Raw genomic sequence first — 16,258 nt, forward strand, 5'->3', positions numbered from 1 at the left:
CCTGAACGCCCCTCCATAAAATGATCGTCCATTTATTTCAGGACGATCACTCCATGGCTCATCCCATTTACATGACCATCAAGGGCAAAGAACAGGGCGATATCTCCGCAGGCTGTTCGACCCAAGAATCCATGGGTAACAAATGCCAGGAAGCACACCTGAATGAAATCATGGTGCTGTCCTACACGCACCAGATGGCGAACGTCGCCAACATCGACCGCGCCACGCACATGCCCGTCGTCATTACCAAGAACATCGACAAGTCTTCTCCCTTGCTGGCTCAAGCCTTGGCGCAACGAGAATCCATTACCTGCAAGATCGATTTCTACCGCACCACGCCCAATGGCAGCCAAGAGAAGTTCTACAGCGTCGAGATCCAGGACGCAATTATCGATAACCTGATCGTTCAGACGCCTCACGTCACCCTCGATAACGACGCCGAACCCGTCGAACAACTCGCCATCCGTTATGGCGACATTAGTTGGACCCACCACGCAGCAGGCACCAGTGGTTATAGCTATTGGGGTGAGTCCTGATGGTAGATCCTAAATCAAACACTTCCGAGACCAAGCAGCTTAAACAGGCCGCTGTTGCGCTGACGAACCACGCTTGTACATTGAGCATGCAGCACATTCAGGATGGAATGTTGCGGCTGCAATTTAATAGGGAAGTGGCGTATTACGCGCAGGGGATTGTTCGGGATGTTGAAGGTGGGAGGAAGAGCGCTGCGGAGGGGGTTAAGGCGCTGGAGGATGAACGAAGTGGATTAAAAAAAACTGCGGATGCTCTTCAGCAAAACATCGGGTTGGCCGCTGGAATATTGCAAGTCACAGGCGGAGTCGCGATGTGCGGAGGCTCATATGGTTTGGCTTGCGGTCTTGGGCTGATAACGGCAACGCACGGGCTGAATAACATTTACGAGAACGGTACCAACCTCATAGAAGCAAGAACCGACTCACAAGGATATGTCAGGCAGTTCCATCACTTCGTATCAAAAACCTTCGGTGGAACTGAGTTCGAAGGGAATATGACTTACGGCGCTTTAGACTTAGGGTTATCTGGATACGGAGCCTTGCGCAAAGTGCTGAAGCCGGGAACGTTGCGCCTATACAGATACGTGGAGACAGACTATATAAGAGCCTATAAAACCCTGAACGATCGAGCCTTAACATTTGATCGAGCCTCCGATCTCTCGACCGGCAATGGAATGTATCAGGAATGGAAAAAACAAGAATGAACAACACAGTTTTCTACATTACATTCACCTGTTTTAGCTTTTTGCTTTTCCTACCCTCACTCTGGGCTAGATTTAATTTTTCCGGCAAAAAATATACTGATAACAAGTCACTCATTGCGAAAATCTACAACAGTGCACTTTTCTTCATTCATTTAAATTTTATACAAAATGAACAGCTGCCATTTATAGGCAATATAAAATCTGAAACCATCGGATGGGTTTCGCTGGTGATGGCGATTTTATACATGTATGCACTTCCCACAAGACGTAACATTAAAGCATGGGGTTTCAAAAAATAGGACATGCCTATGCCTTGCAGGAAGCAACTATCGCTACATTCGCTTTGACAAAGAAATTGCACTCAAACAAACCCGAAAATGGACCTTAGGCATTGATGTCGGTGCCGACATATCGACCACACACAACATGAGCAATAAATGGAAAAAATCATGACTAGCACGACATTCAATCTCTGCTTCGTCGCTGGCTGCCTTTTATCGTACTTGCCCGCGTTATGGGCAAAATTCTCCTTCAGCGGAAGAAACTATACTCAGGCAACATCAGTGGGCGCAGTTATATACAGTATATTTTTTACGTATCTACATTGGCGATTCATCGACGCGGGAGCATTGCCATTCTTGGGAATATACGAGCGAGAGCCTATGGGATGGCTGTCGCTGTTTATGGTGTTAGAACACGCTTATGCGCTCCCCACTGAAGGCAAAATTTGGTTTTGGAACAAAAAGAAAAAAGTATAGCCAAGCTCTAAAAACAACAGACCTACCAAACAGTATTTTAAAAATGGATATATACAATGGACAATATAGAATTTTACATTTTATACATAACCATAACCGCATTACTATTCGCACCCTCCCTCTGGGCTAAATTCGCGCTCGGGGGCAAGAATCACACAGGCAAGAAACAGCTCATCGTTTGCCTATACAACGTAGCAGTCGTTATCGGACATCTCACCTTCGCAGACACAGGTCACCTACATTTTGTAGGGGAGACGCGCAGCCCAGTGGTAGTTAACGTTGCAGGCTACATGATATTTGCCTACATCTACGCTATGCCCCGCCCGTATCGCTACACCGTGGAAGAAAAGCGTGCAATGTTGAAGCCGGGCGAGCCAGATATTGAAATCTATACCCGCTGGGAAAATCTTTTTTACTACTTGAGGGTAGTACTTTTCGTACCAGCTTTCTGCGTCTTTTATACTTGCCTAGTCATGCTGGGTGTATGTCAATTCATCACCCTAGAGCCGCACATATTCGACATAATCCTCCTGACCATTTACTTACCAATGGTTACCGCCGTCATCATTGGTGCACTCTATGAAGGAAAGAAATACGGCCGGATTTTCTAAGCAGTCTAATAAGTATCCAAAAGACGGGCCTTCGCATATTCGCCAACCAACATTACACCTACATGACCTCAAACCCTCCCCTTACATGAGAAGAAAGCTATTTTTCCTAAAAAAATCTGCCGACGAAAATTGATATACCGGGATGATCCATTATCCCAATTTTTGTTCGCGGAGCGTTTTTCCAGCCAATCCATTTTCATCTGTTAAAACGCTATCGCGAGCAAGCTCGCTCCTACAGGTCGAGATTGATTTCAACCTCGAAACCGTCGCTTCCCCAATCCCCATAAAAAAACCCGAACACAACGTCCGGGTTTTTCAGTCCATCACTCAACCGATCAATGCAGGATCTGGCTCAGGAACAGACGCGTACGATCACTTTGTGGATTGTCGAAGAAGTCGTTCGGCGCAGCCTGTTCGACGATTTCGCCTTTGTCCATGAAGATCACGCGGTTGGCCACGGTGCGGGCGAAGCCCATTTCGTGGGTTACGCAGAGCATGGTCATGCCTTCTTCTGCCAGGCCTACCATGGTGTCCAGCACCTCTTTCACCATTTCCGGGTCGAGTGCCGAGGTCGGCTCGTCGAACAGCATGATTTTCGGCTTCATGCACAGCGCACGGGCAATCGCCACACGCTGTTGCTGACCGCCGGAAAGCTGGCCCGGGAATTTATGCGCCTGCTCTGGAATGCGTACGCGCTCCAGGTAGTGCATGGCGATTTCTTCGGCCTTTTTCTTCGGCATCTTGCGGACCCACATCGGGGCCAGCGTGCAGTTCTGCAGGATGGTCAGGTGCGGGAACAGGTTGAAGTGCTGGAACACCATGCCGACTTCACGACGGATGGTTTCGATCTGCTTCAGGTCCGAGGTCAGTTCGGTGCCATCAACGATGATCTTGCCTTGCTGGTGCTCTTCCAGACGGTTCAGGCAACGAATGGTCGTGGATTTGCCCGAGCCCGACGGGCCGCACAACACGATACGCTCGCCCTGACGCACGTTCAGGTTGATGTCCTTGAGCACGTGGAACTGGCCGTACCACTTGTGGACGCCTTCCATCCGGATCATGCCTTCGGCGCCCAGAGGCTTGGTGATAACTTCACTCATGTCAAAACTCCTAACGCTTGTGGCCTGTGTCCAGCTTACGTTCCAAGTGCATGGAATAGCGGGACATACCGAAACAGAAGATCCAGAACACCAGGGCCGCGAAGACGTAGCCCTCGGTGGCCATACCCAACCACGACGGGTCGGCGGTGGCTTGCTTGACGCTGTTGAGCAGGTCGAACAGGCCGATAATGATCACCAGACTGGTGTCTTTGAACAGGGCAATGAAGGTGTTGACGATGCCGGGGATAACCATCTTCAACGCCTGCGGCAGAATCACCAGGCCCATGCTGCGCCAGTAACCAAGGCCCATGGCCGCGGCAGCTTCGTACTGCCCCTTAGGGATTGCCTGCATGCCACCCCGAACCACTTCGGCGATGTACGCCGACTGGAACAGGATCACGCCAATCAAGGCCCGCAGCAGCTTGTCGAAGTTCATCCCTTCCGGCATGAACAGCGGCAACATCACCGACGACATGAACAGCACGGTGATCAACGGCACGCCGCGCCAGAACTCGATGAACGTCACACACACCACGCGCACTGCGGGCATGTTGGAACGACGACCCAGCGCCAGCAAAATACCCAATGGCAATGCACCGGCGATACCGACGGTGGCGATCACCAGCGTCAGCATCAGACCGCCCCACTGGCTGGTGGCCACGTGGGTCAGACCAAACGCGCCGCCGCTCAGCAGGTAGAACGCAACAATCGGGTAAATGATCAGGAACCCAATCGCGTAAATCGCTTTACGCGGAAACTTCGAGATGAACAGCGGTGCCGCACCGACGATTGCCAGGATGGCGGTAAGGTCCACCCTCCAGCGCAGTTCAGTCGGGAAGTAGCCGTACATGAACTGGCCAAAACGCTGTTGGATAAATACCCAGCAGGCGCCTTCCTTGGTGCAGTCAGCCCGTGTGGTACCGATCCAGTTGGCGTCCAGCAATGCCCAACTGAGAATCGGCGGAACCACCAGGTAAATCAGGTACAGCGAGAACAAGGTCAGCAGCGTGTTGATCCAGCTGGAGAACAGGTTCTGCCGCATCCAGGCCACTGGACCGAACACTTTGCCCGGTGGTGGCATATCAGGTTTGAAAGTATGAGTCGTCATGCGCGTTTCCTCACCGCTCGATCAGCGCAATGCGCTTGTTGTACCAGTTCATCAGCAGGGAAATGCTGATACTGATCGCCAGGTACACGCTCATGGTGATGGCAATTACTTCGATGGCCTGACCGGTCTGGTTAAGCACGGTACCGGCAAACAGCGACACCATTTCCGGATAACCAATAGCGGCCGCCAGCGAGGAGTTCTTCGCCAGGTTCAGGTATTGGCTGGTCAACGGCGGGATGATCACACGCAGCGCCTGCGGGATGATGACCTTGCGCAGCGTCGGCCCGGGGCGCAGGCCCAGCGAGCGAGCGGCCTCAGTCTGACCATGGCTGACCGACTTGATACCCGAACGCACGATTTCCGCGATGAACGCGGCGGTGTAGACCGTCAGGGCCAGCGTCAGAGAGATCAGTTCCGGGATCAGTACCCAGCCGCCAACAAAGTTGAAGCCTTTGAGCTCAGGCACTTCCCAGTGCACCGGGGCACCGAAAATCAGCATGCTCAGGGCAGGAATACCCAGAAACAGCGCCAGGCCAGCCCAGAACTTGTGGAATGGTTCGCCGGTCGCTTCAAAGCGCTTGTTGGCCCAGCGGGTCATCGCCACGATCGCCACGATCGCCACAATGATGCTGGTCACGAATGGCCAGGCACCTTCGGCGGCGATAGCGCTCGGCATGTTCAAACCACGGCTGCTGATAAAGAACATGTCGAAGTAACCGTGCGCTTGCCTTGGACCCGGCAGGGTCAGGAAGACGGCGGTGTACCAGAACAGGATTTGCAGCAACGGCGGGATGTTACGGAAGACTTCCACATAGACGGTTGCCAGCTTGCTGATCATCCAGTTCGGTGACAAGCGTGCAACGCCGATGATGAAGCCCAGGATCGTGGCCAGGAAAATACCAATGACCGACACCAGCAGCGTGTTAAGCAAGCCAATGACAAACACGCGGGCATAGCTGTCCGCTTCCGTGTAATCGATCAAATGCTGCGCAATGCCAAACCCGGCACTGCGTTCAAGAAATCCGAAACCCGAGGTAATACCACGGTGCTGGAGGTTGGTCTGGGTGTTGTCGAACATGAACCAGCCCAACGAGACCACCGCCAATACGGTGATGATCTGAAATAACCACGCGCGCACTTTTGGGTCGCTCAAAGAGAGCTTTTGCTTGGGTGCGACGATTTGCTTTTCCATGAAGTGCCCCAGGAAAAATGAAACAAAACGGCGCCCGACAGCCGGTGAAGGCTGGCGGGCGCCGGGTCAATCAACGAATTGGTGGAGCGTACTGGATGCCGCCGGCATTCCACAGAGCGTTCTGGCCGCGCTTGATTTTCAGCGGGGTGGATTCGCCCAGGTTGCGTTCAAACACTTCGCCGTAGTTACCGACTTGTTTGACGATTTGTACTACCCAGTCTTTCGGCAGTTTCAGGTCGGCACCGTAAGCGCCATCAGCACCCAGCATACGGGCAACGTCAGGGTTCTTGGTGGACTTGGCTTCAGCTTCAACGTTTTTCGAAGTCACTTTGGCTTCTTCGGCGTTGAGCATTGCGAACAGGGTCCATTTCACAATGGAGAACCACTCTTCGTCGCCTTTACGCACGACTGGGCCCAGAGGTTCTTTGGAGATAACTTCTGGCAGAACCACGTAGTCAGCCGGGCTGGCCAGTTTGCTGCGCTGTGCGTACAGCTGCGACTGGTCGGAAGTCAGCACGTCGCAACGGCCGCCTTCCAGGGACTTGGCGCTTTCGTCAGAGGTGTCGAAAGTGATCGGGGTGTATTTCAGACCGTTCGAACGGAAGTAGTCGGAAACGTTAAGCTCGGTGGTAGTACCAGCCTGGATACAGATGGTCGCGCCATCCAGTTCCTTGGCGGACTTGACGCCCAGCTTGTTATTTACCAGGAAGCCGATGCCGTCGTAGTAAGTCACACCAGCGAATACCAGACCCATGCCCGAATCGCGGGAGCTGGTCCAGGTGGTGTTACGCGACAGGATGTCGATCTCGCCCGATTGCAGCGCGGTGAAACGCTCTTTGGCGTTCAGTTGGCTGAATTTTACTTTGGTGGCGTCACCGAAAACGGCAGCAGCAACAGCGCGGCAGACGTCGGCGTCGATACCGGTGATCTTGCCGGTAGCATCAGGAACGGAGAAACCTGGCAAACCGTCGCTCACACCGCACTGTACGAAGCCTTTCTTCTGAATGGCGTCCAGTGTTGCGCCCGCCTGAGCGAAACTGCTAACACCGAGTGCTGCTGCAGCGGCTACTACGGCCAGGGTGGATTTCAACATCTTCATTCAAACCTCCAGTTTTGCTCTTTGTTGTTTAGGCGCTTCAATCCCGTCGCACCCTTGTGAGGCATTGACGACCCGTGCTGGCTTATTTTTGGGTCATCCGACTTCAGGCCAGTTCATGAGCCGGGCGTGAGGTCATCTCATCGCTCGCCTCCATGATCTTAGACGGCCCACAGGATTCAAGCCCCATGATGTTCCTGAACCAATCCGGTACAGGATGAACCGTGCCGTGAATCCTGATGCATGGACTCCGTGCTTGCCCCCGTTGAGTATCGGTAATAGCACAATAGTGTTACCGATAGAGGTAAGCGCTTCACTCCCCGGTTTTTCATAGCAAACGCCGTACCAGCATGGTGGCGATGTCGAATTAGCGACAGGTCAAGAGAAAAACTTGTAACCTTGCGACATCTTCTTTCATTTTTAACAACGCGCGCACCGCATTAACGCACTGCAAAAGAGCGAGCGCACCCGGATAGAGCACTCATGACCAACCCGCTGATTCTCGAACCAGTTAATACTTCAGACGCATGCGTCATCTGGCTGCATGGCCTGGGCGCAGATCGCTATGACTTCATGCCGGTGGCTGAAGCGCTTCAGGAATCGCTACTGAGTACGCGGTTCATCCTGCCCCAGGCGCCGACTCAAGCGGTGACCATCAATGGCGGCTATGAGATGCCGAGCTGGTACGACATCAGGGCTATGAGCCCCGCCCGCGCTATCGATCACGATCAACTGGAGGTTTCGGCGCAGACCGTTCTGGACCTCATCGAAGGGCAGCGCAACAGCGGAATCGACCCGGCGCGAATCTTCCTTGCCGGCTTTTCTCAAGGTGGCGCGGTGGTACTCCATACCGCTTTCAAACGCTGGCAGGGTCCACTGGGTGGAGTACTCGCCCTTTCTACTTATGCCCCGACATTCGGCGAGCAACTGCAACTCTCGGACAGCCAGAGACGCATTCCGGTGTGTTGCTTGCATGGCACCTTCGACAATGTCGTGCAGAAATCCATGGGCATCGCCGCATATGAGTGTTTGAAGGCGCAAGGCGTAACCGTGACATGGCAGGAATACCCAATGGAACACCAAGTGTTACCGCAGGAGATTTCCGACATCCGCGCCTGGCTGACCGACAAGCTCAGCTGATTGGGAGCTTGCAGGACGCAAATCCCTGGGAGCGGCACGCTGTCTCATGGCAAACGGGACCTGTAGGAGCGCGCTTGCCCGCGATTCGGTCCATCAGCTATGAATCTATCGCCTATGCTGACGCTATCGCGGGCAAGTGCGCTCCTACCGTAAAAAGCATTCAAAATCAGATAGTTATTTGTTGTTTTATAAGAGCCGGGTTGTTGGTGAGACGCAGGACCTGCCTAGTCAGAGACTCCGCCCTCCCGGTTAAAGCCGGTCCCACAAATTTGGGCATATGTAGCCCGTTTGGCATGACACTACGCCGCGCCCGATTCTTGCTTTACACTGCTCGGCGTACATTCCTTAATCAATTGACGAGATGACCGTGCTCAAAGCACTTAAAAAGATGTTCGGAAAAAGCGAGGCTCAGCCGCTCGCCGCTGGCCCTGTTACTCCTTCCCCTGCCCCGCAAAGCAAGACTGAAGGCCACTCAAGGGACCGCAGCGCTGCAGCCACAGCACCTGCCCGCCCCCGCGCAGACGTTAAAGAGCCGAGTGCACAGGCCGAAACGGCGGATCAGGCCGTTGCTGCCAGACCCAAGCCTGAGCGTCCACGTCGCGAGCGTGCACCGAAGCCGGTGGTCGCTCCCTGGAAACTGGAAGATTTCGTCGTCGAACCTCAGGAAGGCAAAACCCGCTTTCATGATTTCGCCCTCGCGCCCGAATTGATGCACGCGATTCAAGACCTTGGCTTCCCTTATTGCACGCCGATTCAGGCGCAGGTACTGGGTTTCACGCTCAAAGGACAAGACGCCATTGGTCGTGCGCAGACCGGCACCGGTAAAACCGCCGCGTTCCTGATCTCGATCATCTCGCAATTGACTCAGACACCGCCGCCCAAAGAGCGCTACATGGGCGAGCCTCGCGCACTGATCATCGCCCCGACCCGGGAGCTGGTGGTGCAGATCGCCAAGGACGCTGCGGACCTGACCAAGTACACCGACCTGAACGTCATGACGTTTGTGGGCGGCATGGACTTCGACAAACAGCTCAAACAGCTTGAAGCCCGCCATTGCGACATTCTGGTCGCCACCCCTGGCCGTTTGCTGGACTTCAACCAGCGCGGCGAAGTGCACCTGGACATGGTCGAAGTGATGGTCCTCGACGAAGCCGACCGCATGCTCGACATGGGCTTCATCCCGCAGGTGCGCTCAATCATTCGCCAGACGCCGCACAAAGGCGAACGCCAGACCCTGCTGTTCTCCGCGACCTTTACTGACGACGTGATGAACCTCGCCAAGCAATGGACAACCGAACCGGCCATCGTTGAAATCGAAGCCGAGAACGTCGCCAGCGAGAACGTCGAGCAGCATATCTACGCGGTCGCCGGTGCGGACAAATACAAACTGCTCTACAACCTGGTCACCGATAACGGTTGGGAGCGCGTGATGGTCTTTGCCAACCGCAAGGACGAAGTGCGTCGTATCGAAGAACGCCTGGTCCGTGATGGCGTGAACGCCGCGCAACTGTCAGGCGATGTACCGCAACACAAACGCATCAAGACGCTGGAAGGCTTCCGCGAAGGAAAGATTCGCGTGCTGGTCGCCACGGATGTCGCCGGTCGCGGGATTCACATCGACGGCATCAGTCATGTGATCAACTTCACGCTGCCGGAAGTGCCGGACGACTATGTCCACCGCATTGGCCGTACAGGTCGAGCAGGCGCAGCAGGTGTTTCGATCAGCTTCGCCGGTGAAGATGACTCTTATCAGTTGCCCGCCATTGAAGAGAAACTGGGCCGCAAGATCAGCTGCGAAACACCGCCGACCGAGCTGTTGCGTGCGGTGGTGCGTAAGCCAGCACAGCCGGTTTAACTGCATCGGTAGCAACTGTAGGAGTGAGCTTGCTCGCGATAGCGGTATATCTGACAAATTATTTTGACTGTTATACCGCTATCGCGAGCAAGCTCACTCCTACAGTTCATAATCTACTTCAGACTAACTTCCAACGCCCCGCCGCTGCTTTATCACTCTCCCGCCCCTCGACCCACTTCGGCCCTTCTGACGTGTTCTCTTTTTTCCAGAACGGCGCACGGGTTTTCAGGTAGTCCATCACGAAATCGCAGGCTTCGAAGGCTGCCTGACGATGGGCACTGGCAACGCCGACAAACACAATCGGTTCACCTGGTTCCAGCGCGCCAACCCGATGCAGTACTTCCAGCCGGAGCAATGGCCAGCGCTGTTCGGCCTCATGCACAATCTTGCCCAATGCCTTTTCAGTCATGCCGGGATAGTGTTCCAGAAACATCCCCGAGACGTCCCGCCCTTCGTTGAAGTCCCGCACGTAGCCCACAAAACTGACCACCGCGCCGATGCCGACATTAGCCGCATGCAGAGCGTTGACTTCAAAGCCTGGATCGAACTGTTCCGCCTGAACCCGAATCGCCATGCTCAGCCCCCGGTCACGGTTGGGAAAAAAGCCACTTCATCACCGGCTTGCAAAGGCTCGTCCAATTGGCACAGCTCCTGATTGCGGGCGCACATCAGGTTCTGCTCAGCCAATACCTGCCATACGCCATCGCGCTCAAGCAAGTGCAGGCGCAGCGCGTCGATAGTGGCGAATTCGCCGTCGACCTGCTCACCGTCAGTCCCCAGGGTTTCCCGGTAACGGGCGAAATACTGGACGGTGATGCTCATGGAGCCTCCGGTGCCGTTTCATCTGCAATGAAGTGCCCGCTTTTACCACCGAGCTTTTCCAGCAAACGCACATTCTCGATGACCATGCCGCGATCAACCGCCTTGCACATGTCATAGATGGTCAGCGCAGCGACGCTGGCAGCGGTCAGCGCTTCCATTTCCACACCGGTCTGCCCGGCCAGCTTGCAGCGGGCGACGATGCGCACAGCGTCCTCGCCTTCAGCGCTCAGCTCCACCTTGATGCTGGTCAGCATCAACGGGTGGCACAGCGGGATCAGGTCACTGGTCTTCTTCGCCGCCTGAATACCGGCGATGCGCGCCACGGCGAACACATCCCCCTTGGGATGCCCACCGCTGACGATCATTTGCAGGGTGTCGGGCAGCATACGGATTAATGCTTCGGCCACCGCTTCACGGGACGTCACGGCTTTATCAGTGACGTCGACCATATTGGCGCGACCTTGGGAATCGAGATGAGTGAGCACAGCGTTACTCCTGAACAGGAGCGGGGATTGTAAACCTAAAGTGGCGATTGATGACCTTGCAATTGACAAAGGAGCAAATCCACTTGACGACGGGCTTGCACGACCTGGATCTACTTCTGCAAGACGCTTTGGCGAATACACCAGCTCCTATTTAATGTGAGAACTCACGAGGTATTTATCTGCTTCTAACCTCGTCATCCTTCGGCTTGTCCGAAACAAATACCGCGCCGTCCAGTTGCAGATCCCTCACTGAAACGTTGGTTACAGATAACTGATCGACACTCCCCCGCTGCACCAGAAACTCGATGCCATTGGAAAACGAAGGCGATACCATATTGACCGGAATAGTGATTGTTCGCCACTCCGGAGATTCGAACAGATTGAATGTCATGAATCGGGTGCCGTATTGCCAGATGAACTGTACTTGCCCGGTTGCCTCCTCGACCCCTCCTTCTACTCGAATATCAAAACTGACGACGAATTGCCTGGGTCGAACATCTGTCATGGTGAAGTGCTGATTGAGCTTACTGCCGGCGCCCAGCAACGCATGGAAGCGCCCATCCTCTTCTTCAACCGTGACAGACCCGCTTATGACTTTCCAGGAATCTAGCTTTCCACCCTCAAAATCACCATTTTCAATATACTCGGCTTTAGAGCCACGTTTCCTATTGCGTCCCATAATCCAACTCCTTTAGTAAGTTACGCTCCATATGACGCGACCACTTAACGCTTAGACTACCGCCCATACAGATCAGATAAGCCTGAAGTTTTATCCCTCTGGCACGCATCACTCTGAGCCTGAAAAACAGAAGTGTCTACTGTCAGAAGTGATAGTCCGCGGGTCGAAAAAACCACCAATAACTGTGGAGACCAATGCATCTGCCCCAGCAGGATTAAGCAACGAGGCGCTCATTCAGGCCACCGCAAGTCTCTCTAACTCTGAACCTCAGGAAGAGATTCAATACCCACATCAGCGTCTGAGACCTCATCCGAGAAAGAAACGTTTGTGATTGAGATGTTTCCCGGGAATCCCGGCTGCCTGTGGAAGATGAGCTCTACCCTTGTGAGAGAGGCAGGCAAATTCAATGAAATCGAGGCCCTACGCCACTCTGTCGTTGCATGGACGTTGAAACGCTGGAGTTTCAGCTCACCTGCTACCACGAACCATAAAGAGGCCTCGATATATTCAAAAAAAGCGTCCTCGCTGCACGTTATATCCAATGAAAAAGTTGCTCCATTCGGAGGCGGGGCAGGTATCAACCACCTCTGAATCAGCCTCCCGTCTCCGCCGAACCGGGCATAGGATCGTGTGCCTTCCGTTAGAATTTCAACCAGGGGAAATTGCTCCCATGGCTCAAACTCTCCTGTTGCAAAATCACCATTTACTATATATTCCATTTTTCCGCTTCCTTATCGTTAAACGCGATATCCATAATCGCCTACAGGCCTTGTCACCCGTCGCATTACCGGCACGCTAAACGGCAGTTAATACACGCCAGTGCTTTAAGGCACTTTAATTAAACACTGTGTGACGAACACGTCTACTGTCAGAAATGACAGTCCGTTGGTCGCGAACGAATATGAAAACAGGGGGGATTTCGCAGGAGTTGTGGGAGCGGATTCATCCGCGAAGGGGTCCTTGAGACAGCACATCGTGTGTGCCTGGACCGGCCTTTTCGCGAATGAATTCGCTCCCACGGGAGGTTAAACATTCATCGTTTAAATCTTACAAATGCGACTCCGCATATTCGGCCAGGATTGAGCGCGGCACGCCTTGGAGCGAGATGTGCACGCCGTTCGGGAAGTCTTTGAAACGCTCCGTCAGGTAGGTCAGCCCCGAGCTGGTGGCCGACAGGTAAGGAGTATCGATCTGTGCAAGGTTGCCCAGACAGACCACTTTTGAACCAGCGCCGGCACGGGTGATGATGGTTTTCATCTGGTGCGGCGTAAGGTTCTGGCACTCGTCGATCAAAATCAGGCTTTGCTGGAAGCTGCGCCCCCGGATGTAGTTGAGGGATTTGAACTGCAACGGCACTTTGCTGAGGATGTAATCGACGCTGCCATGGGTGTTTTCGTCATCCATGTGCAAGGCTTCGAGGTTGTCGGTGATAGCGCCCAGCCAAGGCTCCATTTTTTCTGCTTCGGTGCCAGGCAGGAAGCCGATTTCCTGATCCAGGCCCTGCACGCTACGCGTGGCAATGATGCGCCGATAACGCTTGCTGACCATGGTCTGCTCAATGGCAGCGGCCAGTGCCAGGATGGTTTTACCCGAACCGGCAGCGCCAGACAGGTTGACCAGATGGATATCCGGATCAAGCAAGGCAAACAATGCCAGCCCCTGATAGATATCGCGCGGTTTGAGGCCCCAGGCCTCCTGATGCAGCAATGGCTCCTGATGCATGTCCAGAATCATCAGTTCGTCAGCCTTGACGCCTTTGACCCAGCCAACAAAACCCTGCTCGTCGATGATGAACTCGTTGATATGAACGGCGGGCAGTTGTTCAGCGAGTTGCACGCGGTGCCAGGTACGGCCGTGATCCTGACGGGTGTCGACTTTGCTGACCCGGTCCCAGAAGGAGCCGGTCACGTTGTGATAACCACGGGACAGCATCGATACGTCGTCGACCAACTGGTCGGTGCTGTAGTCTTCGGCAGCGATGCCACAGGCGCGCGCCTTGAGGCGCATGTTGATGTCTTTGGTGACCAGCACAAGACGCAAGTCCTTGTCGCGCGCATGCAGGTCGATCAACTGATTGATGATGATGTTGTCGTTCAGGTGTTCAGGCAGGAGGCTGTTGGGCTCCTCGCGCTTGCTCATCATGATCGACAGAAAACCTTTGAACACGCCGGTACCACGGTCGATCGGTACGCCCTTCTCGACTTCTTCGGGCGTGGCTTCGCCCAGGGTCTTGTCAATCAGGCGGATGGCTTGACGGCATTCGGCAGCAACCGAATGTTTACCGGCTTTGAGCTTGTCCAGCTCTTCCAGCACGGTCATGGGGATGGCGACGCGGTGTTCTTCGAAGTTCAGCAGGGCATTGGGGTCGTGGATCAGTACGTTGGTATCGAGCACGTAAAGGATTGGCTGGTTAGAAGAAGGGGTGCGTCCGTGATCATCCATACTCGCTCACCTTTATAAAAGCCAGGCGACGCAGATTACTCAAACTGCGCCACGAAAAGGCCGCCGGGCTCTCTCCTTAAGGCAGGAGAGAATTGCTCAAGATGGAGTCTTGGAGGACGCCACCTGTGTTGCAGGTTTCGGCGGTCTGATAGTGGTAATACCGCAAAACACATGACAGAAAAAAGCTCTTTGACAGTTTTTTGAAGTTTATTTCACAGTATGACGAATAGCCCTTGGCGACCCGCGCCAGCCCGTTTACAGTCGGAAGTCCGCCCCACCCGAAATCGCCTGAAAATTCTCCCCCTGCCTGCCTTGATATGAACGCAATCCCTTATTCTGCGGGCCTCTCAGGGATATTGTGGCAATCGTCCCAAATCAACTCGCTTTGTGCGGTGTTTGCCAGCAACAACGGCACTGCCGATTGCACTCTGGCACTGGCGTCGTGAAACACCACCGTCCCGCGTCGCCAGAGCAACATCAGGGTCACCACACGATCAGTAATCTGCTCCGACGTCAGACGGCCATTGCTGTCCTGAGCATCGATATTCCACAGTGAAACCCGCAGGTTCTGATCGCGGAAGAACTGCCCGCTGTCGGCACGTCGATGGCCATAGGGTGGACGAAACAGCGGGATGAAATTGTCGGGTAACAACTGCTGAGTCAGGGCCTCACTGCGCAGCACGGAGCTTTGCCATTCCAGCCACTGGCTATGGGAGCGATACTCCCACCCCTGAATGCCCACGCACTGCAGACGGTACAACGACTGCAAGGCAGTGCCGGTAGTGGCGGCCAGACGATCCTGCAGGTTTTTGCCCAACACAAAGAACGTCGCGTTCATCTTTTGCTGGCGCATGAAATTGGCCAGCCAGTCGGTGCCGCCGTCAGCGCCCGTGGGGCCGCTTTCGAAATTGAGCTGGAAAGTGCGATCCGGCATTTCATCGCCGCTCAGCTCGTCAGAGTTATAAAGGGCGATTTCACTGCTGGTTTGCGGGAAGAGGGCTGCGAGGTACATCAGTTCATTGAGATAGCGTTCATTAAAGGTCGCGCTCGGCGCAGCCCAATTGGCGTAGAACGAATCACTGGCGATGGTGAACTCGCCCGCGCGCTGACGCAGTTGATCCATGTCTTCGACCAGCACGCAGAACGATGCATCCTGAGGGCAGCTCTGTTGCGCATTCTGGTAGCCCTCCAGCAAGCGGTTCCAGAGGCGCTGCCGCAGCAGGTTCAGCGACGGCACATTGATGTATCTGAGCCCCAGGCGGCGCTTGAGGGTCTCCTCATCCATCTGCTCGCTGAGCCAGAGTTCATGGGCAAAACCGAGGATCTGCGCGCGTGAAGCCACATCGAACAGGTCGGGAGATTCCAGCCGTTCAGGCCAGAGGCTACGGTCAATAGTCGCCACCGGCGGCAACGCCGCATTGGCCTGCACCCAGAACAGACACGCGCAAACTGCTAGAAACTTACGCAACACCACTCGCTCCCTGAACATGAACCCGGATTAGCGCCGCACTATAGCTGATATTGGGAGGCTGATTTGGCAGGAGCTGGCTAGAACCTGTGGGAGCGAATTCATTCGGGAAGGCATTGTTTCAGTCGATACGAAGGCTGGGAGGTATCGGTCCTTCGCGAATGAATTCGCTCCCACAGGGAACTGAGCCAGCAGGCCCTATCGCCACCATAGCTGGAGTCAGACTCCAACAATCCCTAGAATCCCCCGACGATTAAAGGAGACG

General features: G+C 54.4%; 16 protein-coding genes and 1 pseudogene. 6 read left to right on the top strand and 11 right to left on the bottom strand.

What is annotated here, in order from left to right; genetic code table 11:
• The first annotated feature begins 53 nt into the window (after positions 1-53).
• The 4 genes from EE949_RS21285 (at position 54) to EE949_RS21305 (ending at position 2,606) form a co-directional block, all read left to right on the top strand.
• Complete coding sequence (locus EE949_RS21285) at positions 54-536, top strand: Hcp family type VI secretion system effector (RefSeq protein WP_122666075.1); 483 nt, start codon at positions 54-56, stop codon at positions 534-536.
• Complete coding sequence (locus EE949_RS21290) at positions 536-1,237, top strand: DUF4225 domain-containing protein (protein ID WP_122666076.1); 702 nt, start codon at positions 536-538, stop codon at positions 1,235-1,237. The genes EE949_RS21285 and EE949_RS21290 overlap by 1 nt, the downstream gene beginning before the upstream one ends.
• Entirely contained in the window at positions 1,234-1,536 is a 303-nt protein-coding gene (locus EE949_RS21295) for a hypothetical protein (RefSeq protein ID WP_122666077.1), read from the top strand. Before EE949_RS21290 ends, EE949_RS21295 begins: the two co-directional genes overlap by 4 nt.
• Positions 1,537-2,051: 515 nt before the next feature.
• On the top strand, positions 2,052-2,606 hold the full coding sequence (locus tag EE949_RS21305; RefSeq protein ID WP_122666079.1) for a hypothetical protein: 555 nt from the start codon (positions 2,052-2,054) through the stop codon (positions 2,604-2,606).
• 335 nt (positions 2,607-2,941) lie between these two features.
• On the opposite strand, the gene EE949_RS21310 is transcribed toward EE949_RS21305, so the two are convergent.
• The 4 genes from EE949_RS21310 to EE949_RS21325 form a co-directional block, all read right to left on the bottom strand.
• Positions 2,942-3,706, bottom strand: coding sequence for an amino acid ABC transporter ATP-binding protein (locus EE949_RS21310; protein WP_027900712.1), 765 nt, complete (start codon positions 3,704-3,706; stop codon positions 2,942-2,944).
• A gap of 10 nt (positions 3,707-3,716) precedes the next feature.
• Positions 3,717-4,814 carry an amino acid ABC transporter permease gene (locus tag EE949_RS21315; protein ID WP_122666080.1) on the bottom strand — a complete coding sequence of 366 codons (1,098 nt, stop codon included), beginning with the start codon at positions 4,812-4,814 and terminating at the stop codon, positions 3,717-3,719.
• 10 nt (positions 4,815-4,824) lie between these two features.
• Positions 4,825-6,006, bottom strand: coding sequence for an amino acid ABC transporter permease (locus EE949_RS21320; RefSeq protein WP_122666081.1), 1,182 nt, complete (start codon positions 6,004-6,006; stop codon positions 4,825-4,827).
• Between the two features lie 70 nt (positions 6,007-6,076).
• A complete protein-coding gene (locus EE949_RS21325) occupies positions 6,077-7,105 on the bottom strand; it encodes an amino acid ABC transporter substrate-binding protein (RefSeq protein ID WP_027900709.1) in 1,029 nt (342 codons plus the stop codon).
• Between the two features lie 480 nt (positions 7,106-7,585).
• On the opposite strand from EE949_RS21325, the gene EE949_RS21330 reads away from it, so the two are divergent.
• Both EE949_RS21330 and rhlB read left to right on the top strand, forming a co-directional pair.
• Positions 7,586-8,242 (top strand): alpha/beta hydrolase, encoded by a 657-nt coding sequence (locus EE949_RS21330; RefSeq protein ID WP_122666082.1) that lies wholly within the window; start codon positions 7,586-7,588, stop codon positions 8,240-8,242.
• A 571-nt stretch (positions 8,243-8,813) separates the two neighbouring features.
• A pseudogene (gene rhlB / locus EE949_RS21335) lies at positions 8,814-10,097 on the top strand (ATP-dependent RNA helicase RhlB); the annotation flags it as partial.
• A gap of 118 nt (positions 10,098-10,215) precedes the next feature.
• Here rhlB and moaE read toward each other — a convergent pair.
• The 7 genes from moaE to EE949_RS21375 form a co-directional block, all read right to left on the bottom strand.
• Positions 10,216-10,671: a molybdopterin synthase catalytic subunit MoaE gene (gene moaE, locus EE949_RS21340; RefSeq protein ID WP_122666084.1), complete on the bottom strand. Its 456-nt coding sequence runs from the start codon at positions 10,669-10,671 to the stop codon at positions 10,216-10,218.
• 2 nt (positions 10,672-10,673) lie between these two features.
• Positions 10,674-10,919 carry a MoaD/ThiS family protein gene (locus EE949_RS21345; protein ID WP_122666085.1) on the bottom strand — a complete coding sequence of 82 codons (246 nt, stop codon included), beginning with the start codon at positions 10,917-10,919 and terminating at the stop codon, positions 10,674-10,676.
• Entirely contained in the window at positions 10,916-11,404 is a 489-nt protein-coding gene (gene moaC, locus EE949_RS21350) for a cyclic pyranopterin monophosphate synthase MoaC (protein WP_027900704.1), read from the bottom strand. The genes EE949_RS21345 and moaC overlap by 4 nt, the downstream gene beginning before the upstream one ends.
• Positions 11,405-11,579: 175 nt before the next feature.
• Positions 11,580-12,083, bottom strand: coding sequence for a hypothetical protein (locus EE949_RS21355; protein WP_122666086.1), 504 nt, complete (start codon positions 12,081-12,083; stop codon positions 11,580-11,582).
• 254 nt (positions 12,084-12,337) lie between these two features.
• Positions 12,338-12,802 carry a hypothetical protein gene (locus EE949_RS21360; RefSeq protein WP_122666087.1) on the bottom strand — a complete coding sequence of 155 codons (465 nt, stop codon included), beginning with the start codon at positions 12,800-12,802 and terminating at the stop codon, positions 12,338-12,340.
• A 328-nt stretch (positions 12,803-13,130) separates the two neighbouring features.
• Positions 13,131-14,525: a PhoH family protein gene (locus EE949_RS21365; protein WP_122666088.1), complete on the bottom strand. Its 1,395-nt coding sequence runs from the start codon at positions 14,523-14,525 to the stop codon at positions 13,131-13,133.
• A 331-nt stretch (positions 14,526-14,856) separates the two neighbouring features.
• The gene (locus EE949_RS21375; protein WP_122666147.1) at positions 14,857-15,993 is read right to left on the bottom strand and encodes a polysaccharide deacetylase family protein; all 1,137 of its coding nucleotides are present in this window, start codon (positions 15,991-15,993) and stop codon (positions 14,857-14,859) included.
• Positions 15,994-16,258 lie beyond the last annotated feature (265 nt).

Source organism: Pseudomonas viridiflava (genome assembly GCF_900602065.1).
GTDB lineage: Bacteria > Pseudomonadota > Gammaproteobacteria > Pseudomonadales > Pseudomonadaceae > Aquipseudomonas.

Coding starts and splice junctions, on each gene's coding strand:
- EE949_RS21310 (WP_027900712.1), bottom strand. CDS start 3,706: ATGAGTGAAGTTATCACCAAGCCTCTGGGCGCCGAAGGCATGATCCGG.
- EE949_RS21295 (WP_122666077.1), top strand. CDS start 1,234: ATGAACAACACAGTTTTCTACATTACATTCACCTGTTTTAGCTTTTTG.
- EE949_RS21305 (WP_122666079.1), top strand. CDS start 2,052: ATGGACAATATAGAATTTTACATTTTATACATAACCATAACCGCATTA.
- EE949_RS21330 (WP_122666082.1), top strand. CDS start 7,586: ATGACCAACCCGCTGATTCTCGAACCAGTTAATACTTCAGACGCATGC.
- EE949_RS21315 (WP_122666080.1), bottom strand. CDS start 4,814: ATGACGACTCATACTTTCAAACCTGATATGCCACCACCGGGCAAAGTG.
- EE949_RS21290 (WP_122666076.1), top strand. CDS start 536: ATGGTAGATCCTAAATCAAACACTTCCGAGACCAAGCAGCTTAAACAG.
- EE949_RS21320 (WP_122666081.1), bottom strand. CDS start 6,006: ATGGAAAAGCAAATCGTCGCACCCAAGCAAAAGCTCTCTTTGAGCGAC.
- EE949_RS21365 (WP_122666088.1), bottom strand. CDS start 14,525: ATGGATGATCACGGACGCACCCCTTCTTCTAACCAGCCAATCCTTTAC.
- EE949_RS21285 (WP_122666075.1), top strand. CDS start 54: ATGGCTCATCCCATTTACATGACCATCAAGGGCAAAGAACAGGGCGAT.
- EE949_RS21345 (WP_122666085.1), bottom strand. CDS start 10,919: ATGAGCATCACCGTCCAGTATTTCGCCCGTTACCGGGAAACCCTGGGG.
- EE949_RS21355 (WP_122666086.1), bottom strand. CDS start 12,083: ATGGGACGCAATAGGAAACGTGGCTCTAAAGCCGAGTATATTGAAAAT.
- EE949_RS21325 (WP_027900709.1), bottom strand. CDS start 7,105: ATGAAGATGTTGAAATCCACCCTGGCCGTAGTAGCCGCTGCAGCAGCA.
- EE949_RS21360 (WP_122666087.1), bottom strand. CDS start 12,802: ATGGAATATATAGTAAATGGTGATTTTGCAACAGGAGAGTTTGAGCCA.
- moaE (WP_122666084.1), bottom strand. CDS start 10,671: ATGGCGATTCGGGTTCAGGCGGAACAGTTCGATCCAGGCTTTGAAGTC.